This window comes from Rhodococcus sp. 14-1411-2a, assembly GCF_002259485.1.
Classification (GTDB): domain Bacteria; phylum Actinomycetota; class Actinomycetes; order Mycobacteriales; family Mycobacteriaceae; genus Rhodococcoides.
In genome coordinates, this window is record NZ_NPGA01000007.1 from 203,327 (window position 1) to 227,059 (window position 23,733).

The window sequence follows — 23,733 nt, forward strand, 5'->3', positions numbered from 1 at the left end:
CCCACCGGTTGCCACGTGTCAGTTCGATTTCGACCCTACGCGGTGACGACCGGGAGGGTTGTCACAATCTTTGCGACATCTCGTCTCGGTAGTCGGCGATAGTGCGCTCGATTCGCGCAGCATCGTCGTCGGCACCCTGTTTGCGTGCGTCGTCCGCGCGCTGCTGCAGGGTTCCGATCGCTTTCCGGAGTTCGTTGTCCGACATCCGAGGCCGGTGCACAGTGTGTTCCATGTCACACAGTGTGCCCGGCAACCGGGTGTGCGGCAAGCACCCCGAGATCACGGAATTTTCAGACTGTGACAGATGCTGACGTGATGCTCTCGCGCACGAAACTGGACAGACTCCGCGCCGCGAATTCGCGGAAGTAGGCAAGTTTGTCAGCGGGCACCAGCGACGGGAGGACCGTGTTCCAGACCTTCTCCATGCGCGAGGGGGCATCCTCCAGCCGGGACTGCGCCTCGGACACCATCAGAACTCCGGCGAGCATCTCGCACACCAGCAGCGCCGCGTTGCCCGCATCCAGATGGTCGGCGACGTCACCGTGCTCGATTGCCCGCTCGAAGAGGTGCTCGAAGATGTTTCCCCAGGTACCGAACACACTGCCGCGGGCGGTGTCGGATCCGTCGATCTCCATCTGCAACCGGTACATGACGCGCACCAGGGGATCCGATGCGGCGAGCTCGAGTACCGAATACGAGATTCCGATGACGGACTCGAGAGCCGGGCTGCGACTGTCGACCAAGCCGGCGCACGCAGTGGACACGCGATCGTGCCCCTCGTCGACGATCGCACGCGCCAGTTCTTCCTTGGACGCGAAATGGAAGTACAACGCACCTTTGGTCACACCGGACTGCGCTGACACCTGACTCAGCGTGGCATTCGCATGCCCCACCTCGAGGAAGAGATCTGCTGCAGCCCGCAGTGCGGCCGCTCGCGTTGCTTCTGCTCTCAGTTGTCTCACCATGTTGGAACACCCCTGCTCTGTCGACCTTGCATGACATCGACGCTCTGTATCCACTGCCTACCCGTAGGCCGATCGAGGTGAACGTGGAATTCACTTCGCCCTGTCGGGCTGCCAGCGCTCGACAATAGTAACCGGTTCGGTGGCGATTTTGTGATTCGAAAGTGACAATTGCATGAAGAACGGCTCGTTTACAAAACGATTGAAATGAAAAGTTCCACTTCTCCGGTATTCGTAACGACTTCGACTTCCTCTTTGTAGGCGCGAAATATCGATCCGGACATAACGCACTCTTCGACCTGAGCCCACACGTCCTCGATCGGATCCGCCAATGCTCCGGTGGGCGTGAATACCGCGAACACGCCGGTCGGTACCGACACGAAGACATCCCCCACCGCGACGTCGCCGGGCGAGTCCACCGAGACGGCGACCACCGCGTTGACCGTACCGTGGGGATCCGGAACGTACACCGTGCACACCTGATGCGCGTCGATATGCTTCTCGCACAGACGATCTCGCAGGAATCGCATCCATTCGCTGCCGCTCGATTCCGCGCCGGGCTCCACTCGCGGTGCCACCAACCCACTGAACAGCTCTGCACTGCGTGCGGTCACCCGGAAGGTCATCACGAACCGCCGGGCGCGGTGATCGCCAGATAGAGGTCGATCTTGTAGGCGTGGGGATAGCACTCGTAGTCGCCGGTGAACGATCGCACTATCTCGCCCTGCTCTTCGGCATGATCGATCTGGTTCCACAATCGGGTGAGAACGTCGGGGAAATACCCCACCGCAGAAAACCGTGCGTATTTCGCCGCGGGCACTTTTGCCACCAGATGTCCGCGCGCAACTCGATCGAGCGAAGAAGACTGATAACCGACTACCTGCGTATTGTACGAGCCGATACCGGGGGCGAAGTCGGTATAAATGGACGCGAGCGGACCCGAGGTCTCCTGATTGAGAACTGCGGACCACGCTTGATCGAGAGCCGGGTCGTCGAGGCGGCCGAGCGCCCGTTTGGGGCTGCGAACGGGGAGACCCGCGACCCACGTTTCAGCGAGGTCGACGATCTCGAACGACATTCACACTCCGTAGAGAAGTTGCAGGGGCAGATCCTGTGCTCGGAACCGGTCCGTTCACAATATCGCCCGTCAATCTACCGGCGCGACTGGTAGGTGGATCGTCAATCGATCAACCAAACTTGCAGCCCGTTTTGGCTGCTAAGCAACTTCTTTATCGAGAGCTGTCGGACGGATAGTCGGCGAGGCAGCACGGACGCCCACTCCGGGCGGCTGAGGGGCACGAGGGTGGTGAGAACTGCGCCGACCGACACACCATGCACAATCCGTCCGATCGATAGTTGGTTTAGACGCAACGGCCTCCGGTGCGCACACAGGCACCGAGATCGGCCGTTCCATCCGGCTGCGACCAGCCGGCGACCCACTCGATGCGCCGGCTTCGCTTGCCGCTCGGGTGCGGTTTCGCGATTCGTGCGATTGCGAGACCGACCATCTGATCACCGACGTCAGCATCGGACAAAATGGACTTTATTGACAGTACGAAGGAGCCGATTCCGACAACGGTGAGAGTCGACGACTCCCTACATCGGTGTTATTCGCTCACCGAATTCGCGGAAAGTTCATTTACCGGATGCGGTCGCGAATTCGTCGTTACGAATGACTGACAGGTGCTGGTCGGCCGTAACGCTCGTATCGTTATGCGATACCGGGAGAATTCGCGAATCACACGTCGACAGCATCCGCGTCAGCGGCCAATGAAGGGTATGCAGAACCATGTCCATTATCAGCAATCTGCGCAGCGGGTTGCCGACCAGATCGTGGTGCGCCCAGGTCCGATAGGAACTGAGTACGTAGTGGCGGTACTCGAGCGGAGGGGTGAGCAGTCGACGGCCCGACACCTCGACGCACATGGACTTGATCCGAGCGATCTGCAGCCCGACACGATGGAGGCACAGAGACAGATCTATGTCCTCGTGTAGGTCGGTTCGCAGACTCACTCGGTCGCGGACCGCCTGCCAGGCAGACCGACGGATAGCGAAGTTGTTACCGGATGCGGCAGAAACCCGCAGCTCATCCGGCTTCCGCTTGGTGGTGTAGTTAACGAACGCCCGATAGGGCACCACCCATGGAGAGTCGTAGAGGTGAATCGGCCCGGTGACCGCGGCGTAGTCCAATCGCCGATCGAAGAAGTCCAGTACCGACTTCGCCCAGCCCGCACCGACGTGCGTGTCGGCGTCGATGCGGCCGATGATCGATCCGACGGCGTTGTCGAAGCCCGTGTTTCGTGCGTGCACCACTCCGCGCTCGGACTCCGCGACCAGTTCGATCATCGGGAATCGGCGTCGACGATCGAGAACGATCGCAGCGGTGTCGTCGGTCGAATTGTTGTCGACAACAATGATCTCGCGAATGTGTTCGCGCTGCTCCAGCAGTGCATCCAAACATTCGCTCAAGTGAGCGGACTCGTTGAATGCAGGCACAACGACCGAAAGACTGTTCACCGCTGCCAACCCCTGACCAATTGATTTCGGCGATAGTGTGGCTCGGTTCGGATGCATGAATAGTGCGTCTCGAAATACGAGCTACGGACGAATTGATGCTACCGCATAAAATGGCAAATATAGCCAGTCGAATTCTGCGCAATAAACAATATGAATTACGATACGAGTTCGCCGATCGAACTTCGATTCTCCAGCCAATCCCTATAACAAGGAATTCTCCGGTTTGATCGCTACGAGCCAACTCACTGTTCGTACTCCACGGTCTCCTTACCGGGCATTCGGGCATCTCCGATGCGACGTAAGGTTCCCGCCGTGGAGACCGTCAGGATCGAGACCGCTCTGTACGACGATGTCGTCGTCGAATATTCGAACGTCGCCATCTCGGCGTTCTACGTCTCGTCACGCGATGTTCGCATCACGTTCAGTCGAATCTGACCACAGACACACGACAAGACTCCGTTGGGCACCAGGAGTGCGACGTGCGTTCGCGCAAACTTCGACGGCGAGCCCCTCTCGATCCAGGTGGGTCGCGCCCGGGTGACGAAGAGGTCATATCGCCTACGGGTGTCGTTTCGGGACAACACTCTGACTCTGGCGGCCAAGGACCTCGAATCCAGCGCAGTGTTTCGAGGGGTGTCGGACAACGGCGACAACTGCTTCGGCGACCTGACTCGTGAATACGGCGGCGGGGTGAGCGCGTTCTGGGGCCTGCCGTTCACGTTCTTCGGGAAGTCGGTAGAACCGCCGACACCGTCCGAGGACGAAGTGCTGATCGCGTTCGCTGCTGCTGCCGCGTTCGGAACCGGCGGCCTGTCGGTAACTACCATCGTCATGAGCCTGTTGGGTTCGGTGTTCCCTTGAGCGACAATCCGACAGTCTCGGAACACGGCTCCAGCCTCATCTCTCCGCTGAAAATGCACTTTTTCCCGTCACTGAATCGATTCGGAATCGTTGTTTCCGTCACAAAGTTGGTTTGAACGAGATACAAATACTCCTGGCTGCGCGTGACGCACGGCTCACCCCTCAACAAGTAGGAGTTTTTCCATGGACATCTCTTCGTTCATCTCCAGCCTTCTGTCGACCGGAAGCTCCACCGGAAGCACGACCTCCAACATCCCGATCCTGGAGCTGCTCAGCTCCGGCTCGGCTTCCTGACAGTTCGCCTCACTCGCAAGAACAGGCTCGATCGACTGTGTCGATCGAGCCTGTTCTCTTCTGTTATGTGGAGCTGAGGGGAATCGAACCCCTGACCTTCTCGATGCGAACGAGACGCGCTACCAACTGCGCCACAGCCCCTTCGCCGTCATGTCGACCGGCTGGGTAACTCTAGCAAAGCCGCTTCGGGCGGCAGCTACGCGCCCTGGGCTCTGCGCATGTCCCGGTCCTCGTCACGACGTGCCTGGAACGGCTCCTCGTAGTGATCGAGATGCTCGAATTCGGGATCCTCGTCGTCGATCTCGAGCACCACCGCACCGGGGCGACGCAACCGCTGCGGGACGAGCTCGAGTTCGTCGTCGGTCTCCGATTCCACACCGAGACGGGACCGGCCCATCCGGGTGAGCCGACGTCGACGGACCTCTTCCTCGATCTGCACCTGACGACGCAGGTAGTACAGGTAACCGACGAGAACGGCGACGGACAGTCCGCACAGCCACCAGACCGTCGGAGAAATGATGAAGGCCAGAGCTGCAGTGGTGATCGCCGCGAATACCAACCCCAGAACTGCGCGCTGTCGAAACGCGTACCGCGCGGCACGGGCGATCGCATCGGCCTCGGGGTCGAAACCGCCGCGGCCGCGTCGGCGAGGGACGAAATCGTCGTCGACGACACCGGGTTCGTGCGCGGGCGAACTTGCACTCGATGCCTCCGAGTCGGGTGCATCGCGCTCGAGGTCGCTGTCTGCTGCGTGAGTGTCCATCGGGTCCTCCGCGGTACCGGGTAGATCGGGTGAGTCTGGACGAACAGTCGCAATCGCGGGGCCGAAGATCTCTCGGGCCGGCGCGGAGACTCGCAGGTCGTCCTCCGGTCGCCAGTGGGGATCACTGCGGTGCCCGGTCGCGGGGCCGCGCTGCTTTCGCTTAGTGCCACCCCGATGCAGCACGCGGGTCGCGAGCGCTGCGTCGGTCGTCTGCATGATCTGCGGACGCTTGGTCATCAGCATGGGCAGAAGAACGAAGAGCCAGACGGCTACGAGACCGATCCAGATGATCGAGTTCGGCATCGGCGATGTTCTCCTCCCTGGGCAACGGTGACACTTGTGACGTCATCAGGCTATGGGGAGGAGGCGCGAGAACGATGCAGACGCGCCGACCCGAATTACACTCCTGTCACTTTGACAACATCAGACGCGGTCGGCCGTCAGGCCCACGCAGCCCGGCCCGCGCGAACCAACCGATCGACGACGGTTCCCTGCACCTCACCCGAGGTGATCGCGACGAGCTTGTGATCGCGCCATTCGCCGTCGACGTCGAGGTACTTGTAGAGCAGTCCCTCTTCGCGAAAGCCGACGTTGCGCAGCACTGCTTGGCTGGCCAGGTTCTCCGGCCGCACCGTCGCCTCGACGCGATGGAGTCCGACGGGACCGAAGCAGTGATCGAGACCGAGTGCCAGCGCCGCGGTGGCCACACCCTTGCCGTTGACCTCCTTGGAGACCCAGTACCCGATCCAGGCCGAACGCAGTGCGCCCCGCACGATGTTTCCGGTGGTGATCTGGCCACAGAATTCGCCGTCGACTTCGATGACCATCGGCAGCATGTGTCCCTTGCGCGCCTCGGACTTCAGGCCAGAGCACAAGGTCGGCCACGAGGAGATGTGGTGTCGCGAATTCCAGCTGCCCTCACCACTGGGCTCCCAGGGTTCGAGGTGGGCGCGATCCGCAGTACGAATCCGACTCCACGCGGCCGCGTCGCGCATCCGTACCGGCCGCAACGTGACAGTTCCGCCGGCCACTCGCACTGGACCCAATTTCGCCGGCCAACCTGGGTGGCTCGACCACGTTCGCGGCATCCGTCGATCGTATGCGCTGCGCGCAAGTGAGCGGAAACTCGTAGTAGAAGTCGAGGCGGGAGTGGAGCCTGCGGAACGACCGGCAGGCCCCGCGCTCACATGGCGTCAGCCTCGCTGAGCGAGGAACGAGACCTTGACTTCCTCGCCGGTTCGGATTTCGGTGACCTCGGGATCGATGACGACCAGGCAGTTCGCCTCGGCGAGCGTGGCCAACAGATGCGAGGACGATCCGGGTGCACCGCCGAGGGCCTGAACCAGGTATTCACCGGTTCCCTCGTCGCGCATGAGCTGGCCGCGGAGAAATCCCTTGCGGTCCTCGATCGAGGTGATCGGCGCGACGGTTCGGGCGGTCACGGTCCGTCGCATCGGCTGCCGTCGGCCCAGGGCGATGCGAATCAGCGGACGCACCATCACCTCGAACACCACCAGCGCGCTGACGGGGTTGGCCGGCAACAGAAAGGTTGGTACTTCGTCGCGTCCGAGTTGGCCGAACCCTTGAACGGAGCCGGGGTGCATGGCAACTCGCTCCACTTCCATGTCGCCGAGTTCGCCGAGCGCCTCACGCACACCGTCCGATGCGCCGCCGCCCACCGCTCCGGCGATGACCACGATCTCGGAGCGGATCAACTGCCCCTCGACCACTTCGCGCAGTCGCTTGGGATCGGTGCTGACGATCCCGACGCGGTTGACGTCGGCTCCGGCGTCGCGCGCTGCGGCGGCCAGTGCGTAGGAGTTGACGTCGTACACCTGGCCGGGCCCGGGGGTTCGATCGGTGTCGACCAACTCGCCGCCCACGGAGATCACCGAGAGCCGCGGCCGCGGATGCACCAGCACCTTGTCGCGTCCGACGGCTGCGAGCAGTCCCACCTGAGCTGCGCCGATGATGGTGCCTGCGCGCACCGCCACGTCACCGGGCTGTACGTCGTCGCCGATCTTTCGGACGTAGTCGCCCGAGCGCACGGGACGGAACACCTTGACGCGGGCGCGACCGCTGTCGGTTCGATCCAACGGCAACACCGCGTCGGCCAGGGTGGGCAGCGGTGCGCCGGTGTCGACTCGCACGGCCTGACGTGGCTGCAGCCGGATGGGTTGACGCGATCCGGCGGACACCTCGCCGACGACGGGAAGCGTCAGGTCGATGCGTTCGTCGTCCTCGTTGCGCAGGTCGGTGCCCGCGGCCGCCACATCGACGCTCCGTACCGCGTAGCCGTCGATGGCTGCCTGGTCGAAACCGGGAAGGGGACGCTCGGTGACCACTTCTTCTGCACACAGCAGGCCCTGTGCTTCCGAGATGGCGACCCGAACAGGCCGTGGAGCCACCGCCGCGGCGGTCACCCTGGTCTGCTGATCTTCGACCGAGCGCATCTGGCCCTTCCTCTATGGCATCGACCCGCGATGCTATTCGTACGTGGTCAGTTCCGGTGCCCAGCTGTCGCTCAAGCGTTCGTTCAGCCATTCACGCAGCGCCGGACCGTAGTCGTCACGTTGTAGAGCAAAGTCAACCGCAGCGCGCAGGTATCCCCCGGGATTTCCGAGGTCGTGTCTCGATCCGCGGTGCACCACCACGTGGACGGGGTGGCCTTCTTCGATCAGCAGCGCAATGGCGTCGGTGAGCTGCAGCTCGCCGCCTGCACCGGGCTTGATCCGTCGCAGAGCGTCGAAGATCGCGCGGTCGAGCAGGTATCGGCCCGCAGCGGCCAGGTTGGACGGGGCGTCCTCCTGCTTGGGCTTTTCGACCATACCGGTGACCTTGAGGACGTTCGGGTTGACTGCGTCGGGCACGATCTCGACGGAGAAGACGCCGTAGGAGGAGACCTTGTCGTCGGGAACCTCGATGGCGCACAACACCGAGCCTCCACGCTTGGCGCGGACGCGGGCCATGACGTCGAGCACACCGCGGGGCATCACCAGATCGTCGGGAAGCAGAACGGCAACGGAATCCTCGTCGTCGTCGAGAACTTCCTCGGCGCAGGCGACGGCATGTCCGAGTCCGAGCGGCTCGTGCTGAATGACCGACTGGACGTCGAGCAGACCCGGGGCAACCCGCACCTTCTCGAGCATCTCGAGCTTGCCGCTGGCCTCGAGCTTGTTCTCGAGTACGAGGTCTTCGACGAAGTGGGCGACGACGCCGTCCTTGCCTGGGGAGGTGACGATCACCAGTCGCTGTGCGCCGGAATCTGCGGCTTCGCCGGCGACGAGCTCGATACCGGGAGTGTCGACCACCGGAAGCAGTTCTTTCGGAACGGTTTTCGTGGCCGGCAGGAACCGGGTACCCATGCCCGCTGCGGGAACGATGGCCGTGCGGAAATGCACGGGCGTGGCGGCGGTCGTCGCTGTAACGGCTTCTGTCATGGTGCTCACCCTATCCATGGTTTCTGGTGATCTGCTCGCCGTGTGCTGCGTTTTACCCCCGAGTGCATATCGTTGAACGACAGCACAGGAAGGGAGGACGAATCGTTGTGACCGTTCCCGATTTCACGGAGAACACGCCCAAGGATCGATGGCGAAAGTATGTTCTCGCCGAACGCCGACTGCTCGACGGTGCGCAACGCGCAATGGAGTCCTCTGCACTCTGTCACGTCCTCGGCGAATTGGCTGCCGAACACCCCGTCGTCGCCGCGTACGTTCCGGTCGGCCGGGAGCCGGGTTCCATCGAGATGCTCGACGCGATGGCCGCGGCCGGGTCGGCCGTTCTGCTTCCGAGTGCGCACGAGCCGGGTCCCCTGCGCTGGGCTCGATACGGCGGGCGTGAATCTTTGGTGAAAGCCCCCTTCGGTCTGTTGGAACCGTCGGGGCCGACGCTCGATCCCGACGCGGTGTCGGAGTGCACTCTGGTTCTCGTTCCGGCGCTGGCCGTGGACCGGAACGGAAACCGGCTGGGCCGAGGCGCGGGCTTCTACGATCGAACACTCGACCTGTGCAGACCCGACGCGATGCTGGTCGCGGTGGTGCGCGAGAGCGAAGTGGTCGATCGTCTACCTGCCGAATCGCACGACAGACCGGTGACACACGTGCTCACCGCCGGCGGGCTCGTACGCTTGAGTACGGAATAACGCTAGGATTCGATTCGTTGGCACTCCTGACTGTAGAGTGCTAATGCTCTCCCCAGTTTCGACAGTTTCGACGAACAGACAAGACACCGGCGGTGTTCGGCCTCGGCCAGCAGAGCGGCGAATTTCCTCGGTGACCAGCGCGGAGGAAACACGATGCCCACTTACTCATACGCATGCACCGAGTGCGACAACCGCTTCGACATCGTTCAGTCCTTCACCGACGACACACTGACGGTGTGCCCCGCGTGCTCGGGCAAGCTTCGCAAGCTGTTCAACTCCGTCGGCATCGTCTTCAAGGGCAGCGGCTTCTACCGCACCGACAGCCGCGGCGGCTCCAGCACCTCCAGCGAGGGCGCAGGCGAGAAGAAGTCCGATGCGGCGGCCACGAAATCGGACAGCAAGACCGACTCTAAGCCCGCCGAGAAGAAATCTTCGGATTCGTCGTCGTCGAGCAGTTCCTCTTCGTCTTCGACCACGAAAGCTGCTGCCAGCCAGTAGTTTTCCGCTTCATCCACAGGCCGGGCCGTTATCCACAGCCCGGCCTTTTCGGTGCCTGTTCCGGCTCGGCCACCGATACCGTTTGCGCCATGGCTGCAGGCAAGAATCGACTCGACTCGACGCTGCTCGATCGCGTCACCCTGCGTCCGGCATGGGTCGGATCCACGAAATTCAGAAAGATCGCCGCCGGGGTTCTGGTCGCGGTTGCACTGGTGCTGTTCCTCGACGACGCCGCCGGCGACGACCGCGTACGGGTGATCACGGCCGGACGAGACCTGACACCCGGCACCGTACTGACGCAGGCCGATATCGCCGTCGCAGAGTGGGACGGGGCGAACGTCCCCGAGGGTGCACTCGTCGAATCCGAGGCCGTGGACGGCCAGACCCTCACCGGGCCGGTCCGTGCGGGCGAACTGCTCACCGACGTGCGGCTTCTCGGATCTCGAACAGCCACGACGACGCTGGGGACCGAGGCACGCGTCGTACCGGTGCATCTCGCCGATGCCGCGGTGACCGACCTGCTGCGTGAAGGTGATCGCGTCGACGTGCTGACGGTCGAGGCTCAGGACGACCCGAATGCGGTGCCCGCGGCACGGGTGCTGGCGTCGGGAGCGATGGTTGTGCTCGTCTCCGCCGACGCCGGTGGCAATCGGCAGCGAGACCGAGTCGTCTTACTGGCCCTACCGACGAACGACGCTACGACGGTGGCGGCCGCCTCCTTGGTCAGCGCGCTCACGGTCACCCTGCACTAACGTCTCTCGAGACAGAACAAACCGAACGTTGGGAGAAGGGCTCATGCTGAAGGGCTTCAAGGACTTTCTACTCCGCGGCAACGTGGTGGACCTCGCAGTTGCCGTGGTCGTCGGCGCAGCATTCACCGCTATCGTCACCGCATTCACGACGAACGTCATCAACCCCCTTGTCGCCGCTCTCGGTGGCAGCAACGAATACGGCTTTGGGTTTCAGATCACGTCGTCGCCGGAATCGTTCGTCAACGTCGGTGCCGTCATCACCGCGGTCATCAATTTCGTCATCATCGCGGCGGTGGTCTACTTCGTGCTGATCCTGCCGGTGAACACGGCGAAGAAACGCTTCGTGAGCCAGCCGGAGAAGGAACTGAGCGACGTCGACGTGCTGGTGCAGATTCGCGACATCCTCGCGGGTGGAACCGCAGCGGGACAGAAACTGTCGACCGCAGCCGACACCACCGGCGGTAGCGGCGAGGCCATGGACGCAGCCCCGGATCTCGGCAAGCATTCCAAGGACTGACGCCGGTCTGCTTCGACGAATGAATGCGCCATTCACGTTGTCTGACAGCGTGAATGGCGCATTCATTCGTTGTGGGGGTGCGACCCCCTACGTGGATCTCCGCTGTAGCGTCAGCCGATGCTGAACGGCTGTCCCCACAGTGTGGTGGTTGCCGTGACCGCATCGTTGTCGATGGTGACCTTCACGTACGAGCGGGCCTCTGCGTAGCCGGCACATCCGGCGACGCTCAGGGTCTCGTCGGCGTAGGTGTAGCCGCCGCCGTTGCCGTCGAACGAGAACTTGTTCGACACCTCGGTCGCAACCGTGACACCGTCGATCTCCGCGGACTTTTCGTCGGCCACGAGCTTGACGTCGTTGAACTGGCCGGGGGCGAGATTCAGCTCGACGCCTGCACCGATGTCGTAGGTGTTCGGCTGAGTGCGGTCGATCGTCAGCGAGCTGAGATCACCCGGCTCCAGCGAGATCGTGTTGCCCTGGCCGAAGGACGCGTTTCCATCGGCACCGATCGCGGCACTGAAATCGACCTGGCACCCGACCAGGAAGCCCGGCTCGATGGATCCGCCACTGGCGTTGGAGGTCTCGACGGTGTAGTTGCCGGTGACCCACACGTTGCGCTGGGTAGGTGTGGCACCCATCGACGGCGAGATCAGCGCGCTCTGGCCGAATCCCTTGACGGTAACGGTGGTTCCGTCGATCAGCGTCTTGCTGATCTCGTTGTCCTGCAACGGAACGAAGGTGTCGGCGTTGGCCGCTCCGGCGGACAGGAACCCGATTGCGATGGCGCCGACGGCTCCGACTGCGGCCGTTTGGAATCCACGCCGCACGGTGGTGGTGTTCTGCATAGCTACCCCTTTTGGGAAAGTGAAACGCGCTCTAGGCGAGGGTGAGTGAAGTGGTGGGATGCTCAGCCGAGGCTGAACGGCTGGCCGTAGAGCGTGCCCTTGTAGCGGTAGTTGCCGGTGAGTTCGAGTGTGGTGTACGAGCGAGCCTGCGCGTAGCCACCGCAGTTCTCCACGGAGATCCCGACATCCTGGTACTGAATCGCGGTGAACGGGCCCTTGACGTCCTTGCTGCCGAGCTCGACCTGCGCGACTTCCTTGTCCTTGATGGGGACGTTGACTCCGACTCCGCCCTCGAACTTGTTGGTGGTCTCGCCTTCGCCGCCGATGAGGAACGGGATGGGGAACAGCGTGATGATGTTGGTGTTGCCGCCCTCGATGCCGAAGCCGGCGTTCATGTCGAGACTCAGGTCGTCCATGTCGAGCTGGCAACCGACGAGGTAGCCCGTCTTCAGGGTTCCGGTCACTCCCTCTGGAGCGTCGGCAGTAGCGGTGCCGGTGACCCAGCCGTTTCGATTGAGGGGATTGTTCGCGATCGCGGGCGAGATGACAGCCGACTCGTCGAGATGCGAGATCTTGTACGGCCCCGCCACCTTCTCACCGTTCGGCAATGGAACGAACGTATCGGCATTGGCAGCACCGACCGAAAGCATTCCGACAGCTACGGCCGACGCCGCGCTCACTGCAGCAATTCGACTTACCTTGCGCAGCACGGAGTGACGAATATTGTTCATGATTCCCCTCGTATGACCGGCCGATGCCCCATCCGATGGTCGGACCGATCGGGAGACATCTTTTCTCGCAGAAGAATACTGTACAAATCGGTACGAAGCATCCACAACGGACGCAATATGGGTGCGTGTATCAGCAGCTCACAGATACCTTCCCTGCTTGCGCTACCTAAACAGCGGACCGGCTCGCAACCGGCTGTCACTTTTCGGATCGATCGCTCGAATTGTGCTGATACAAAGCAAGAAAAGACGTCTCGAGTGCACAATGCATGCAACAAAACGGACCGAATACCGACGCAGGTGCGATCCGAGGATCTCTTTCTGCGCCCCATTCGGTCGATCGGTGCGACTATGCCCTGCAATCCGCAGATTGCAGGGCATAGTCGACTGTTTCTCCCGAACTAGAACTTCAACAGCGGAAACTCGTCGAGCGTGATGGATGTGCCGTCGGCTTCACAAGCCGAGGCAACTGCATTCGAATTGTCGACGAATTTCTGGCCGGATTCACTGTCCGGCTCGGACAGTTCCAGCGAATCGGCAGGCAGATCCGCCACGAGCGTCATCAGAGCGTTCTTGACCTCGCCTGTTGCCTGTTCCGACTGGGTGGTGAATTCACTCAGCAACGCGGATTTGTCCGCGGTCCACTTCTCGACGCCGGCTTGATCGGTGGGGACAGCTTCGACAGTGGCGACAAAGGCATTGTGCGAAGTCGCGAAGGCCGTGCAGCTTTCGGCATTCTCCCCCGATGATGCATCCGAGGATTCGTTGCTACAGCCGGCCAGAAGTAGAAATGCCGCACAGGCGGCGGCAGAGAGAGCTTTCGTTTTCATTGTCGGTCCCCCGGACCCCTTCTCGCAGGCAATACCGAAGCACAGTCCTGCAGTATCGATTCGTTCGGTTCCACTAGTACACAGCAATCAGGCCCGCCCGGGATACCCGGGCGGGCCCAATCGAATTCGGCTAGGTCAGCCGAGGGTGCTGCTGTTGATCAACCGATCGAGATCAGTTGAAGGTCCACGGTGCGCCGTACGTGACAGCAACGTCACCGGTGGAGCTGGTGACCGAGACGTACGGACGAACGCGGACGTTACCGAGGATGCCGGTAGCGGTGCCGTGAGCGTTGGCGATCTGGATGGTGCCGGAGGGGCCTTCGGCGTCACCTTCGGTGCCCTGGACGTTGCCCGAGGCAGCGGTGGCGTCGACGATGCCGGGTCCGGGAGCGATCTCGGCCTCGAAGCCAACCGACGGGAGCAGGTCGCTGGTGGAGCCGGAGATGCTGCCGCCACCCTCGTTGTCGATCTCAGCGCCGAGGCTGAAGTTCGGGGTGGTGTAGCCGAAGGTGACCGATCCACCGAGGCTCATCGGGTAGCCGACCTGGTAGCCGATAGCGACGGTGCCCTCGAAGTCGTCGGCGTCGGGACCGGTTACGGTCCAGCCTGCAACACCGTTGGCGAACCACTCACGGGTGAGCGGGTTGCCGTCGAGCGGCGAAACGCTGTTGATGAAGGTGTCGGACAGCGACACGGTGATGACGTTGCCGTTGGCATCGACGACCGTGTTGGTGCTGTCCACTGCAGCGGACGCGGTTCCGGTACCGAGTACCAGACCGACGACCGACGCGCCGGCGACAACCGCAGCGCTCATGGACTTGAGTCCCCGGCTACGCCGCGACTTCTGGATCTCCGTCATTTATTCCTCATCATGTTCAGTCCCAGCGCGGTGTCGCACGGGGAAGCTTGTGGCTTTCACCCTCGAACTAGATCGCTTGCATCTATGCAAACGAGCCCGAGCCGGATGCGACCGTGACGGCCTCATCCTGTAGTTCAGTTCCGAACTCGAGGTGAGGCACCGGTTGGTCCCACACCCTCACTGTCGGAAGCTGAGGGGAACATTAGAGGAGATGCCTGACCGTGACAATCCCTACGATCGGCCCACAAACGTTGCCGACTCGTGATGTGTTTCGGCGGCGTGAACAACTTTCACAGCAGTGTTAGCGATAACCCGAGTCACAGCATCTCTCGGAGGCGTCGAACTGTTACATCTGCCTCATTCGGGTAAACCGACCCTGATGTGGGAATACTTCGACTCCGTCATGTCCCGGTCAGCCGAATAGTCCGGTCTGCGAGGCGTCCGCGACGTCCGTTTTGAACCTTGCCGCCTCGAGCTACTGCCGGGTAGCTCGCTAACGCCAGGTAAACGAGTAACTAACAGACCTGTCATTCAGAGCGAATAAATGTGTTGTGGATCACATCAGAAGTAATGAGGTGGTCGCTGTTGCTTCAACCATTCGTCCGAGGACGGGCCGCCGGATTCGGCACCCGCACTGTCGCTTCGCTCGTCTCCGGTCGTCTCCGGCAGAACGTCACCGAAGATGCGAGCGAGCCGGGCCCGTTCTGCTCGGGCCCGGCTCGCGTCGTCTTCGGCCGATCGATCGTCGTTCGGCTTTTCGCTCATCGGTATCGCTATGCGTCCAATCCGGACAGCTCGGCGATGACCTGACTCGCCAGCGGCGTCAGCGTCGCCATTCCGTCGCGAATCGCAGCCCGCGACGAGGCCAGGTTCACCACCAGCGTGCTTCCGGATACACCGACCAGTCCACGGGACAGACCGGCGTCCAGCGAACCGGCTGCCAGTCCCGACGATCGCAATGCCTCGCTGATACCCGGAATCTCGCGGTCGAGCACCTCCGCGGTGACGTCGGGAGTGACATCGCGCGGCGAGACACCCGTGCCACCGATGGAGACCACCAGGTCGACACCGCCGATCACCGCGGTGTTGAGTGCGTTCCGCACATCCACCTCGTCTGCCGTCACCGCGACGACGCCGTCGACGAGGAAACCTGCCTCGGTCAGCAGTTCCGTGACGAGCGGGCCCTTCGAGTCCTTCTCGGTGCTGTGCGCTGTTCGGTCGTCCACGATGACGACCAACGCGCGCCCTGCCAGTGGTGCGTCGAGTTCCATACCGCTCACCGTAGTAGTAAGGCCTCCACCCGGCTCACGCTGTGCGTAAATCGTTGCAACCGTTCCGTGCCTGCCTGGTTCTCGTAACATCAGCGACCGCCCGGGAACGACGGAACCTGGAAGGGCAGTTGCTGTTCTTGCTGTTGCGTCTGAGTCTGGGCCGGGGCGGGCTCCGCGGTACCGAGCGTCACCGTGGCCGTCTTCTCGCTGCCACCCTCGTTGTAGGTGACGGTGACGGAGTCTCCCGGAGCGTGCGAGCGCACCGCGGCGATCAACGCGTCACCGCTCGAGATGACGCGGTCGTCGAGCTTGGTGATCACGGCACCCGTCGGGATGCCTGCCGATGCGGCGGGGCCACCCTCGGTGACCTCGACGACGGTTGCGCCGTTGGCGTCGTCCTGCGACGGCACCTGCACCCCGATCATCGCCTGGGTGGCCTTGCCTGTGGTGGTCAGCTCGTCGGCGATGCGCTTGGCCTGATCCACCGGGATGGCGAACCCGAGCCCGATGGATCCGCTCTGGGCTCCGGATCCCTGGCTGCCGCCGATCGTGGCGATCGCAGTGTTGATACCGATCAGCTGTCCGTCGGTGTTGACCAGCGCGCCGCCGGAATTACCCGGGTTGATCGCAGCGTCGGTCTGGATGGCGTCGATCACCGAGTTCTGGTTGCCGGACTCCCCCGAAGTGGACACCGGCCGGTTGAGCGAGGACACGATGCCCGTGGTGACCGTTCCCGCGAGGCCGAGCGGAGAGCCGATCGCGACAACCTGCTGACCCACTTCGAGGTTCGACGACGAGCCCAGCTCGATCGGCGTCAGGTTCGACTTGCCCTCGGCCTTGATGACTGCCATGTCCGAGACCGAGTCGGCACCGACGATCGTCGCGTCGGCCACCGATCCGTCGGAGAACGCGACGGTGAGTTTGCCGTTGGCACCCGCGCCCGTCGCGACGTGATTGTTGGTGAGGATCAAGCCGTCGCTGCTGAGAATGACGCCCGAGCCCTCGCCTTCCTCCTGCGAACCCGTCACCTGGATCTGCACCACACTCGGCAGGACCTTGTTCGCGACGGCCTGAACGGAACCGTCGGGGAAATTGGCGGCCGGCTCTGCGGCGGTGACGGTGGAGTTCAACGAGTTGGTCACTCCCCCGCCGCCGTTGGCGTTGTTGGTCGCGATGGCACCGACTGCGCCGCCGATTCCGCCGCCGACCAGTACGAGGGCGATGGCACCGGCCACCAGCGCAGAACGACCCGAGCGAGTCTTCACCGCGGCAGGCGCAGAGTTGGATTGCGGTGCAACGTGTTGCGGCTGGGCGTGGGTGTGCTGGGCGGTCCGTGGGTCGCCCTGCTGACCGTACGGCCCGTAGCCGGGCTGGTAGGGGTTCTGTCCGTAGCCGGCGTACTGCTGCGGATAACCCTGCTGCGGGGGTTGCGAGCCGGCGTGCTGGGGGTTTACCTGCTGAGGCGGGTGCTGCTGGGTCGGGTGCTGCTGGGTGGGGTAGCTCTGCTCGTCGCCGCGCGAAGCCCGGTCCGCCGGATGCTGCTCGCCACCGGCACCCTGTCCGGTCTGTTCGGATTCGTTACGGTCGTCGCTCATCGTTGTTGCTTCCTTCAGTAGAGACCTCGTCGTAGAGGTCCGCCCGCCTTCTTGCTACTCACTGTGCAGGGCGGTACTGAGAGGTCGCTGAGATCCGGCTATCAGTTTGCCGAGAGTGTCGTGGGATCAGGAGCACCCTCACCGGGCAACACGATTCGAATGAGGGCACCGCCGCGCTCGGACACCTCGACCCCGATGGTGCCACCGTGCTTGACGACCACCTGTCGCACGATGGCAAGGCCCAGGCCACTTCCGGGCATGGAGCGTGATGCCGTGGAGCGATAGAAGCGCTCGAACACCAACTCGCGATCTTCCTCGGGAATGCCCGGTCCTGCGTCGTCCACCGTCAACTCGAGCAGACCATCGCCGATCTGCCGCATGGCGATTCGCACCTCACCGCCGCTCGGGCTCCACTTCGCCGCATTGTCGAGCACGTTCAGCACGGCCCTCGACAGGCCCGCTTGATCGCCGTAGACGAACCACGGCATCAGCGTCGCATCGAAGTCGATCTCGTTGCGACGGCGGCGTGCTCGCTCGAGACTGCGTTCGACGGCATCGGCCAGGTCGACTCGCTCGAACACCGTCTCCGGCGCATCCTCGCGCGCCAGATCGACCAGATCACCCACCAGGGTGGACAATTCCTGGATCTGCGCGACCACGTCGGTTCGGAGCTCGGCCATGTCCTCGTCCGGGATGGACGGGGCTCCGGGGCGTCCGGCCGCGATCAGCAACTCCATGTTGGTCCGCAGCGAGGTCAACGGAGTCCGCAGTTCGTGGCCGGCGTCGGCGACCAATCTGCTCTGCCTGCCTCGAGATTCGGCGAGCGCGCGGAGCATCGTGTTGAAACTCTCTGTCAGACGCGCCAATTCGTCGTCACCGGTCACCGGAATCGGCGTCAGATCGTCGGTGCGCGCCACTCGTTCGGCGGCAGCCGTCAACCGGGCGATCGGACGTAAACCAGTGCGGCCCACGGCCATACCTGCTCCAGCAGCCAGCACCACTCCGCACGCACCGACGATCAACAGCACCCACGCCAGACGGTCGAGTACTTGTCCGGTCGGCAGCAGTCTCTGTGCGACGACGAGAGTGCTGCCGTCCTTGGTGCGTAGCGCGAGCACCCGCTGATCGTCGAGTGTGCGCAGAGACGATTCCTGTTGTCCGCTCACGACAGCGAGTTCGGCATCGCCGATCGGCACCTTGGGCCCGGGCGGGTTGTAGCTGGACATGTCCGGGTAGATCAGGGCCACACTCACATCGGTGCTGTACAGCGTGGCTCCGGCAACGAAGCGCGGGTCGTAGGACACCAGAGTCGACTCCGCCAACGCGGTTGCGCGAGAACGCAACTGAGTGTCCACATCGCCGTACAGCGCCCGCGAGACAACCGTGTACGCGGCAATGGCCATGACAGCCACCGCAATTGCGACGACGGAGGCCGCGAGCAACGTCACCCGCCACCGCAGCGACACCGACCGTGTCAGGGGCATCGGTGGTCGCATCCCCGTCGGCGACGAGCCGACACCGTCGGTCGACTTGCGCCCGAACGAAGCGACCATCACGGAGGCGTCTCGCGCAGGACGTAACCCACACCGCGAACGGTGTGGATCAGCCGCGACTCCCCCTCCGCCTCGGTCTTGCGCCGCAGGTAACCGACGTACACCTCGAGGGCGTTGCCCGACGTCGGGAAGTCGTAACCCCACACTTCCTCGAGGATGCGGCTCCTGGTGAGCACTCGTCGCGGATTGGTCATCAGCATCTCGAGCAACGAGAACTCGGTCCGGGTGAGGCTGATCGAGCGTTCGGCGCGCGAGACCTCACGGGTGACCGGGTCCAACGACAGGTCCGCGAACGTCATGGTCTCCGAGTCGATGCCCGCTTCCATCGCGGTACGCCGAAGCAGTGCACGCAGTCGAGCCAACAGCTCCTCGAGCGCGAACGGCTTGGGCAGGTAGTCGTCGGCACCGGCATCGAGGCCGGCGACGCGCTCGGACACAGAGTCCCGGGCCGTCAACACTAGAATCGGCAGGTCGTCGCCGACACTGCGCAACCGACGACACACCTCGAGGCCGTCGAGCCGAGGCATCATCACGTCGAGCACCAGAGCGTCGGGACGCGCCGCCGCAACCTGCTCGAGCGCGTCGAGACCGTCGACCGCCAGGTCCACGGTGTACCCGTTGAACGTCAGCGACCTGCGCAGCGACTCACGCACTGCTCGATCGTCGTCGACCACCAATATCCGCATCCGTACAGTTTGTCCTGGTCGACTGAGATATGTCTGAGAGGGGTGCCCAATCCGGCTACGGAGTGGGTAGGTGCTTGGCCAGCGGGAGGTTCCACTTTCGCCACAGCGCGAGCAGACGCAACCCCGTCGCAAGCAGTGTTCCCACGATCAGACCGACGTTCTCCGGCAGACTCACAGCGTCGGCCAACACGACGGCCGACGCACCGAGCAGAGCCGGCAGCGCATAGAGGTCGCGGTGCAGCAGCAGCGGAACTTCGTTGACCAGAACGTCTCGGATCACGCCGCCCGCCACGGCCGTCGTCGTGCCGATGAGAGCTCCGGCCAACGCGCTACCGCCCGAAGCCAAGGCAATGGTCGCGCCGGTCGATGCGAACAGGCCCATCCCGAACGCGTCGAGCACCAGAACTCCGCGTCGCACCTTGCCCATCTGCCGATGCGCGACGAACACGACCAACGAGGCCAGGAAGCCGACGGTGAGGTTCGGCCACGTGTCCAGGGACGTCGGCGGGTGGATGCCGAGCAGCAGATCGCGAATGATGCCACCGCCGATACCCGTCGTGATTCCGACGACGCACACCCCGAACAGATCCAACCGGCGATGTACTCCGATCAACGCACCGGAGGCCGCGAAGGCCGCGATACCGATCAATCCGAGCACGTCGAGAAGCATCGGACCAGCATGTCACGGCGCTGACAGGAATCTGACAGTAACATCCGAGGCCTGCCCCAGCATCGGCGAGCAGCTTCGAGTTGTAACCGATGTCAACCCCCAGGAGCACCTCATGCGTATCGGATTCAAGAAAACCATCGCCACAGTCGCAGCGGCGGGAGCACTTGCACTCGGTGGCGGCGCGGTCGCCCAAGCCTCCACGGATCGGGCCACGATCCCCGATGTGGCCGGCAGCTCCGAAAGCGCAGCCTTGGAGGCACTCTCGGATGCCGGTTTCACCAACGTGAGTGTCAACTATGACCGACCCGACGCCATCGTCCTCGGAACCAGCTTTCAAGCAGGGGCCAAGGTCAACGAAAACGCGTCCATCCTGGTGATCGTCGGACGCGACTAGCTCGCCCGCACCGTCCCGTCGTAACCGGCGGCGGGACTGTCCGCGTTGTGGTTGCAAGCGATAGTCTCGGTGTGCAGCAGAATTCGCAGAACCGAGGTGAACGAACAAGTGCCGATCATCGACAACGCCGTCTACGTGAACGGAAAACGCACTGCCAATCCCGAGAGCCTCGATATCACCTTCGAGGTCATGCGCGAGCGGCACGGAATGGCATGGATCGGGTTGTACCGACCTGAGGTCGCCGAAATCATGGCTGTGGCAGACGAGTTCGGCCTGCACCGGCTCGCCGTCGAGGACGCCATCGCAGCCCACCAGCGGCCGAAACTGGAACGGTACGCCGAACAGCTGTTCGTCGTTCTCCGGCCCGCGCGATACGTCGACGAGACCGAAAAGGTCGAATTCGGCGAATTGCACATCTTTCTCGGTCCAGATTTCGTCGTCACCATTCGCCACGCCGAATCCCCCGACCTGGCGATGGTGCGAAAGCGCCTCGAAGGATCTCCCGAACTGATCGAACTCGGACCCGAGGCGATCCTTTACGGCATCCTCGATCAAGTGGTCGACGAGTACGTCCCGGTGGTGACCGGACTGCAGAACGACATCGACGAGATCGAGGATCAGCTGTTCACCGGCGACCCCTCGGTCTCGCGTCGAATCTATTCGCTTCTCCGTGAAGTGTCCGAATTCGACCGTGCAGCAAAGCCACTCGTCGAAATGATCGAATCGCTCAAGCGAGGATCGGACAAGTACAACGTGGACGTGGAACTGCAGCGATACCTGCGCGACGTGCACGATCACGCGATCCGCGTCTCCGACCGCATCGAGTCCTTCCGATCCAACCTGCAGAATGCGTTGACCGTGCACTCGACCATCGTCGCGCAGCAGCAGAACGAAGAGATGCGCAACATGACCGAGGCCAGCCTGGAGCAGAACGAACAGGTCAAACGCATCTCGTCATGGGGTGCAATTCTTTTCGCACCCTCGCTGATTGCCGCCATCTACGGCATGAACTTCGACGACATGCCGGAATTGAAGTGGCAACTCGGCTACCCGATGGCACTGCTCGCCATGGCGATCTGCTCGACTGCACTGTTCGTGGTGTTCAAGCGTCAGAAGTGGTTGTAGTGCGGCTCCGCCGCATGTGAGTGAAACTTCGTAGCAGGGGTCGAAGTTTCACTCACAAGGGTGTCAGGACGAACCGAACCTTGGGCCGATCGGGATGTCGCGGGTGAAGGTCAACCTGTCGAACTCGTTGCCGTATTCGTCGATGGCACCGATCGTCATTCTGCTGGCCGTGATGCCCGGAATGCCCGGCACCACATCGACTCTGACGAACGAGTAGTTCAGGAATCGCACCCTCGACCAGGTGATGGATTCGGCCGACTTCGTGCCGTCCGGTGCCCAGACGTAGCTGTTGGGAACTGCGGTGTCGGGCAACTCGTTGCCGCGGTAGCTCACGCCCTCGCCGTCCTGGAACGTGTAGCGGGGACGACCACCACCGCCGACGGTGTAATACACGGTGCCGTCGGTCTTTCCGTCGACCATTGCGTTGTCACCGGCGACCCGCGTCGCACGGTTGCCGCGAATGGGATCGGTGCGTTCGAAGACGTGGTTGTGAGCCTGGAGCACCACATCCACCTCGTACCTGTCGAACAACGCAACCCATGCGTCGCGCACGCCGCCGTCGCTCGCATGCGTCGACGTGGTCGAGTACGCGCAGTGATGGAAGAAGCAGACGATGAAGTCGATGTTCGGATCGGCACGGTACTTCGCCAATGTCTGCTCCACCCAGGTGTTCTGGGCCCCACCGCTGTACCCGGTATTGGCTTTGATCTCGTAGCTGACGTCGTTCGCGTCGAGCGAGAGCACCGCGGTGTTGCCGTAGACGAACGAGTACGCCGACGGGCAGCCCTTCGGGCCGTTGCTCGGCTGATCCAGACGCGCCGCATGGCCGCCGTATCCGTTGGGGCTGTACAGCGCTTCCATGTCATGATTTCCGGTGGCGAACAACCACGGCGCGGTCGACGCACTGGCTTCGATCGCCTGGAAATAGCCGTCCCAGACGAACGGGTTGAATTTGTCGAATCCCTTCGGCGGCGTCTGTCCGTGCTTCGCGAACTGCGGCGGCAGACCAGCACCGGACGGGTCGGCGTACGCGATGTCACCGGCGAGGATGTGGAAGTCCGGGTGCGAGGCCTCGATCTGTCGATTGATGTTGCGCGCGTGCTTGACCGACGGTTCGTTGTCCGCTTTGTAATACTGGTCGTCGTAGTCGCCGGCCACCAGACCTTCTGGTTGCGAGGGCGTTTCGTCGACGCCCTGATCGCCCATCATCGTGAACCTGAACGGTGCGATGCGGCCCGACGGCAGCGCCGGGGATGCGCTGCGAATGTCGCTCACGAAGCCGTCGGCGGTGCGCCAGCGGTAGTAGTGCGGCAACTTCGGCGTCAGATTGTCGACGGGTACGTGCACGTAGTACTGCTCTGCCGACAGAATTCCGCCGTCGGTCTGCGGCACCTGACTGATCAGGTTGCGCACCTCGGCCGACGTCGTCGCGCCCAGCGCCGGCGTGGGGCCGTGGTCGAGAAAGACGCCGGTCAGCCCGGGATTGCGTGAGAGCTGAGCCGAGAACCGCAGCTGCGTCGCCGGGTCGTTTCCGAATCCCATGTGCCGTCCGGCCACGGCCAGCGGAGCGTCCTGCGCATAGGCGGTGCGTGCGAACACCGAATTCCCGACGCCTACCGCGGCGGCCGTCGCGGCCGCTCCCACCAGGAAGTTTCGGCGACTGACGGGGTGTCGCCGCAGGAACGACCGATGCCAATCGTGTTGCTCGGCCATGGTCATGTTCTCGGCGAGCGTGCCCGGGATGCCGGTTGCGACGGTCTCGCCTGCGGGATTGAGCGTCATGACTCGATCGTGGCGGTGACGCCCGCTCTATCCGTTAACCAAGCGAAGCACTTGAGTGAACAGCACGAGAACACCGATGCACAACGGGACGAA

General features: G+C 63.0%; 28 protein-coding genes and 1 tRNA gene. 8 read left to right on the plus strand and 21 right to left on the minus strand.

From position 1 onward, the window contains the following. Positions 1 to 61: 61 nt before the first annotated feature. The 5 genes from CH291_RS26660 to CH291_RS02930 form a co-directional block, all read right to left on the minus strand. Positions 62 to 232 carry a hypothetical protein gene (locus CH291_RS26660; protein ID WP_176460553.1) on the minus strand — a complete coding sequence of 57 codons (171 nt, stop codon included), beginning with the start codon at positions 230 to 232 and terminating at the stop codon, positions 62 to 64. Between the two features lie 58 nt (positions 233 to 290). Then, positions 291 to 965: a ScbR family autoregulator-binding transcription factor gene (locus CH291_RS02915; RefSeq protein ID WP_068049771.1), complete on the minus strand. Its 675-nt coding sequence runs from the start codon at positions 963 to 965 to the stop codon at positions 291 to 293. Positions 966 to 1,153: 188 nt separating this feature from the next. Continuing rightward, on the minus strand, positions 1,154 to 1,576 hold the full coding sequence (locus tag CH291_RS02920; RefSeq protein WP_094639808.1) for an effector binding domain-containing protein: 423 nt from the start codon (positions 1,574 to 1,576) through the stop codon (positions 1,154 to 1,156). Between the two features lie 11 nt (positions 1,577 to 1,587). Then, positions 1,588 to 2,040: an effector binding domain-containing protein gene (locus CH291_RS02925; RefSeq protein WP_094686678.1), complete on the minus strand. Its 453-nt coding sequence runs from the start codon at positions 2,038 to 2,040 to the stop codon at positions 1,588 to 1,590. A 557-nt stretch (positions 2,041 to 2,597) separates the two neighbouring features. Further along, positions 2,598 to 3,536: a glycosyltransferase family 2 protein gene (locus CH291_RS02930; RefSeq protein ID WP_094686679.1), complete on the minus strand. Its 939-nt coding sequence runs from the start codon at positions 3,534 to 3,536 to the stop codon at positions 2,598 to 2,600. Positions 3,537 to 3,791: 255 nt separating this feature from the next. Here CH291_RS02930 and CH291_RS27095 point away from each other — a divergent pair, with 255 nt between their 5' ends. After that, on the plus strand, positions 3,792 to 3,914 hold the full coding sequence (locus CH291_RS27095; protein ID WP_256980709.1) for a hypothetical protein: 123 nt from the start codon (positions 3,792 to 3,794) through the stop codon (positions 3,912 to 3,914). 102 nt (positions 3,915 to 4,016) lie between these two features. After that, a complete protein-coding gene (locus tag CH291_RS02935) occupies positions 4,017 to 4,340 on the plus strand; it encodes a hypothetical protein (RefSeq protein WP_143545871.1) in 324 nt (107 codons plus the stop codon). A gap of 362 nt (positions 4,341 to 4,702) precedes the next feature. Here CH291_RS02935 and CH291_RS02940 read toward each other — a convergent pair. The 5 genes from CH291_RS02940 to CH291_RS02960 form a co-directional block, all read right to left on the minus strand. Further along, positions 4,703 to 4,775 (minus strand) — tRNA-Ala (locus CH291_RS02940). Positions 4,776 to 4,830: 55 nt separating this feature from the next. Beyond that, complete coding sequence (gene sepX / locus CH291_RS02945) at positions 4,831 to 5,700, minus strand: divisome protein SepX/GlpR (protein ID WP_068049759.1); 870 nt, start codon at positions 5,698 to 5,700, stop codon at positions 4,831 to 4,833. A gap of 137 nt (positions 5,701 to 5,837) precedes the next feature. Next, positions 5,838 to 6,485 (minus strand): GNAT family N-acetyltransferase, encoded by a 648-nt coding sequence (locus tag CH291_RS02950; RefSeq protein ID WP_068049757.1) that lies wholly within the window; start codon positions 6,483 to 6,485, stop codon positions 5,838 to 5,840. 105 nt (positions 6,486 to 6,590) lie between these two features. Continuing rightward, positions 6,591 to 7,850 carry a molybdotransferase-like divisome protein Glp gene (gene glp / locus CH291_RS02955; protein ID WP_032395737.1) on the minus strand — a complete coding sequence of 420 codons (1,260 nt, stop codon included), beginning with the start codon at positions 7,848 to 7,850 and terminating at the stop codon, positions 6,591 to 6,593. Positions 7,851 to 7,883: 33 nt separating this feature from the next. Next, positions 7,884 to 8,837, minus strand: coding sequence for a UTP--glucose-1-phosphate uridylyltransferase (locus CH291_RS02960; RefSeq protein WP_037192236.1), 954 nt, complete (start codon positions 8,835 to 8,837; stop codon positions 7,884 to 7,886). Positions 8,838 to 8,944: 107 nt separating this feature from the next. Between CH291_RS02960 and CH291_RS02965 the strand changes: the two genes are divergently transcribed. The 4 genes from CH291_RS02965 (at position 8,945) to mscL (ending at position 11,305) form a co-directional block, all read left to right on the plus strand. Then, complete coding sequence (locus CH291_RS02965) at positions 8,945 to 9,538, plus strand: 5-formyltetrahydrofolate cyclo-ligase (RefSeq protein WP_068049755.1); 594 nt, start codon at positions 8,945 to 8,947, stop codon at positions 9,536 to 9,538. Between the two features lie 153 nt (positions 9,539 to 9,691). Continuing rightward, a complete protein-coding gene (locus tag CH291_RS02970) occupies positions 9,692 to 10,036 on the plus strand; it encodes an FmdB family zinc ribbon protein (protein ID WP_094639550.1) in 345 nt (114 codons plus the stop codon). A gap of 89 nt (positions 10,037 to 10,125) precedes the next feature. After that, positions 10,126 to 10,788, plus strand: a complete 663-nt coding sequence (locus CH291_RS02975; protein ID WP_094686681.1) for an SAF domain-containing protein — start codon at positions 10,126 to 10,128, stop codon at positions 10,786 to 10,788. A 43-nt stretch (positions 10,789 to 10,831) separates the two neighbouring features. Further along, on the plus strand, positions 10,832 to 11,305 hold the full coding sequence (gene mscL / locus CH291_RS02980) for a large conductance mechanosensitive channel protein MscL (protein WP_068049748.1): 474 nt from the start codon (positions 10,832 to 10,834) through the stop codon (positions 11,303 to 11,305). A 110-nt stretch (positions 11,306 to 11,415) separates the two neighbouring features. Here mscL and CH291_RS02985 read toward each other — a convergent pair whose 3' ends face one another. The 10 genes from CH291_RS02985 to CH291_RS03030 all read right to left on the minus strand — a co-directional run bounded on the left by CH291_RS02985 (position 11,416) and on the right by CH291_RS03030 (position 20,339). Next, a complete protein-coding gene (locus CH291_RS02985) occupies positions 11,416 to 12,147 on the minus strand; it encodes an MspA family porin (RefSeq protein ID WP_094686682.1) in 732 nt (243 codons plus the stop codon). A 62-nt stretch (positions 12,148 to 12,209) separates the two neighbouring features. Continuing rightward, entirely contained in the window at positions 12,210 to 12,878 is a 669-nt protein-coding gene (locus CH291_RS02990; protein ID WP_094686683.1) for an MspA family porin, read from the minus strand. Positions 12,879 to 13,276: 398 nt separating this feature from the next. Then, on the minus strand, positions 13,277 to 13,705 hold the full coding sequence (locus CH291_RS02995; RefSeq protein ID WP_094686684.1) for a hypothetical protein: 429 nt from the start codon (positions 13,703 to 13,705) through the stop codon (positions 13,277 to 13,279). A gap of 172 nt (positions 13,706 to 13,877) precedes the next feature. Further along, positions 13,878 to 14,564, minus strand: coding sequence for an MspA family porin (locus CH291_RS03000; protein ID WP_094686685.1), 687 nt, complete (start codon positions 14,562 to 14,564; stop codon positions 13,878 to 13,880). 561 nt (positions 14,565 to 15,125) lie between these two features. Further along, entirely contained in the window at positions 15,126 to 15,329 is a 204-nt protein-coding gene (locus CH291_RS03005) for a hypothetical protein (RefSeq protein ID WP_094686686.1), read from the minus strand. A gap of 8 nt (positions 15,330 to 15,337) precedes the next feature. Beyond that, the gene (locus tag CH291_RS03010) at positions 15,338 to 15,835 is read right to left on the minus strand and encodes a MogA/MoaB family molybdenum cofactor biosynthesis protein (RefSeq protein WP_037191958.1); all 498 of its coding nucleotides are present in this window, start codon (positions 15,833 to 15,835) and stop codon (positions 15,338 to 15,340) included. Positions 15,836 to 15,924: 89 nt separating this feature from the next. Next, a complete protein-coding gene (locus CH291_RS03015; protein ID WP_094686687.1) occupies positions 15,925 to 17,430 on the minus strand; it encodes a S1C family serine protease in 1,506 nt (501 codons plus the stop codon). Between the two features lie 101 nt (positions 17,431 to 17,531). After that, positions 17,532 to 18,983: a HAMP domain-containing sensor histidine kinase gene (locus CH291_RS03020; protein WP_068049736.1), complete on the minus strand. Its 1,452-nt coding sequence runs from the start codon at positions 18,981 to 18,983 to the stop codon at positions 17,532 to 17,534. Next, the gene (locus tag CH291_RS03025; protein ID WP_032395747.1) at positions 18,983 to 19,669 is read right to left on the minus strand and encodes a response regulator transcription factor; all 687 of its coding nucleotides are present in this window, start codon (positions 19,667 to 19,669) and stop codon (positions 18,983 to 18,985) included. The genes CH291_RS03020 and CH291_RS03025 overlap by 1 nt, the downstream gene beginning before the upstream one ends. 55 nt (positions 19,670 to 19,724) lie before the next feature. After that, entirely contained in the window at positions 19,725 to 20,339 is a 615-nt protein-coding gene (locus CH291_RS03030; protein ID WP_094669617.1) for a trimeric intracellular cation channel family protein, read from the minus strand. A gap of 112 nt (positions 20,340 to 20,451) precedes the next feature. On the opposite strand from CH291_RS03030, the gene CH291_RS03035 reads away from it, so the two are divergent. Together CH291_RS03035 and CH291_RS03040 are read left to right on the plus strand one after the other, a co-directional pair. Next, positions 20,452 to 20,733 (plus strand): PASTA domain-containing protein, encoded by a 282-nt coding sequence (locus CH291_RS03035; RefSeq protein WP_068049732.1) that lies wholly within the window; start codon positions 20,452 to 20,454, stop codon positions 20,731 to 20,733. A gap of 108 nt (positions 20,734 to 20,841) precedes the next feature. Next, positions 20,842 to 21,858, plus strand: coding sequence for a magnesium and cobalt transport protein CorA (locus CH291_RS03040; RefSeq protein ID WP_094686688.1), 1,017 nt, complete (start codon positions 20,842 to 20,844; stop codon positions 21,856 to 21,858). A 63-nt stretch (positions 21,859 to 21,921) separates the two neighbouring features. Here the strand turns inward: CH291_RS03040 and CH291_RS03045 are convergent, their stop codons facing one another. After that, positions 21,922 to 23,640, minus strand: a complete 1,719-nt coding sequence (locus CH291_RS03045; protein WP_094686689.1) for a metallophosphoesterase family protein — start codon at positions 23,638 to 23,640, stop codon at positions 21,922 to 21,924. Between the last annotated feature and the right edge of the window lie 93 nt (positions 23,641 to 23,733).

Bases quoted from the DNA above. Each gene is read 5' to 3' on its own strand.
- CH291_RS02985 (WP_094686682.1), bottom strand. From the start codon at position 12,147: ATGCAGAACACCACCACCGTGCGGCGTGGATTCCAAACGGCCGCAGTC.
- CH291_RS02995 (WP_094686684.1), bottom strand. From the start codon at position 13,705: ATGAAAACGAAAGCTCTCTCTGCCGCCGCCTGTGCGGCATTTCTACTT.
- CH291_RS03025 (WP_032395747.1), bottom strand. From the start codon at position 19,669: ATGCGGATATTGGTGGTCGACGACGATCGAGCAGTGCGTGAGTCGCTG.
- CH291_RS02990 (WP_094686683.1), bottom strand. From the start codon at position 12,878: ATGAACAATATTCGTCACTCCGTGCTGCGCAAGGTAAGTCGAATTGCT.
- CH291_RS02915 (WP_068049771.1), bottom strand. From the start codon at position 965: ATGGTGAGACAACTGAGAGCAGAAGCAACGCGAGCGGCCGCACTGCGG.
- CH291_RS26660 (WP_176460553.1), bottom strand. From the start codon at position 232: ATGGAACACACTGTGCACCGGCCTCGGATGTCGGACAACGAACTCCGG.
- CH291_RS02930 (WP_094686679.1), bottom strand. From the start codon at position 3,536: ATGCATCCGAACCGAGCCACACTATCGCCGAAATCAATTGGTCAGGGG.
- CH291_RS02970 (WP_094639550.1), top strand. From the start codon at position 9,692: ATGCCCACTTACTCATACGCATGCACCGAGTGCGACAACCGCTTCGAC.
- CH291_RS03045 (WP_094686689.1), bottom strand. From the start codon at position 23,640: ATGACGCTCAATCCCGCAGGCGAGACCGTCGCAACCGGCATCCCGGGC.
- CH291_RS03035 (WP_068049732.1), top strand. From the start codon at position 20,452: ATGCGTATCGGATTCAAGAAAACCATCGCCACAGTCGCAGCGGCGGGA.
- CH291_RS03010 (WP_037191958.1), bottom strand. From the start codon at position 15,835: ATGGAACTCGACGCACCACTGGCAGGGCGCGCGTTGGTCGTCATCGTG.
- CH291_RS02960 (WP_037192236.1), bottom strand. From the start codon at position 8,837: ATGACAGAAGCCGTTACAGCGACGACCGCCGCCACGCCCGTGCATTTC.
- CH291_RS03020 (WP_068049736.1), bottom strand. From the start codon at position 18,983: ATGGTCGCTTCGTTCGGGCGCAAGTCGACCGACGGTGTCGGCTCGTCG.
- CH291_RS03015 (WP_094686687.1), bottom strand. From the start codon at position 17,430: ATGAGCGACGACCGTAACGAATCCGAACAGACCGGACAGGGTGCCGGT.
- CH291_RS03030 (WP_094669617.1), bottom strand. From the start codon at position 20,339: ATGCTTCTCGACGTGCTCGGATTGATCGGTATCGCGGCCTTCGCGGCC.
- mscL (WP_068049748.1), top strand. From the start codon at position 10,832: ATGCTGAAGGGCTTCAAGGACTTTCTACTCCGCGGCAACGTGGTGGAC.
- CH291_RS03005 (WP_094686686.1), bottom strand. From the start codon at position 15,329: ATGAGCGAAAAGCCGAACGACGATCGATCGGCCGAAGACGACGCGAGC.
- CH291_RS03000 (WP_094686685.1), bottom strand. From the start codon at position 14,564: ATGACGGAGATCCAGAAGTCGCGGCGTAGCCGGGGACTCAAGTCCATG.
- glp (WP_032395737.1), bottom strand. From the start codon at position 7,850: ATGCGCTCGGTCGAAGATCAGCAGACCAGGGTGACCGCCGCGGCGGTG.
- CH291_RS02925 (WP_094686678.1), bottom strand. From the start codon at position 2,040: ATGTCGTTCGAGATCGTCGACCTCGCTGAAACGTGGGTCGCGGGTCTC.
- CH291_RS02975 (WP_094686681.1), top strand. From the start codon at position 10,126: ATGGCTGCAGGCAAGAATCGACTCGACTCGACGCTGCTCGATCGCGTC.
- CH291_RS02950 (WP_068049757.1), bottom strand. From the start codon at position 6,485: ATGCCGCGAACGTGGTCGAGCCACCCAGGTTGGCCGGCGAAATTGGGT.
- sepX (WP_068049759.1), bottom strand. From the start codon at position 5,700: ATGCCGAACTCGATCATCTGGATCGGTCTCGTAGCCGTCTGGCTCTTC.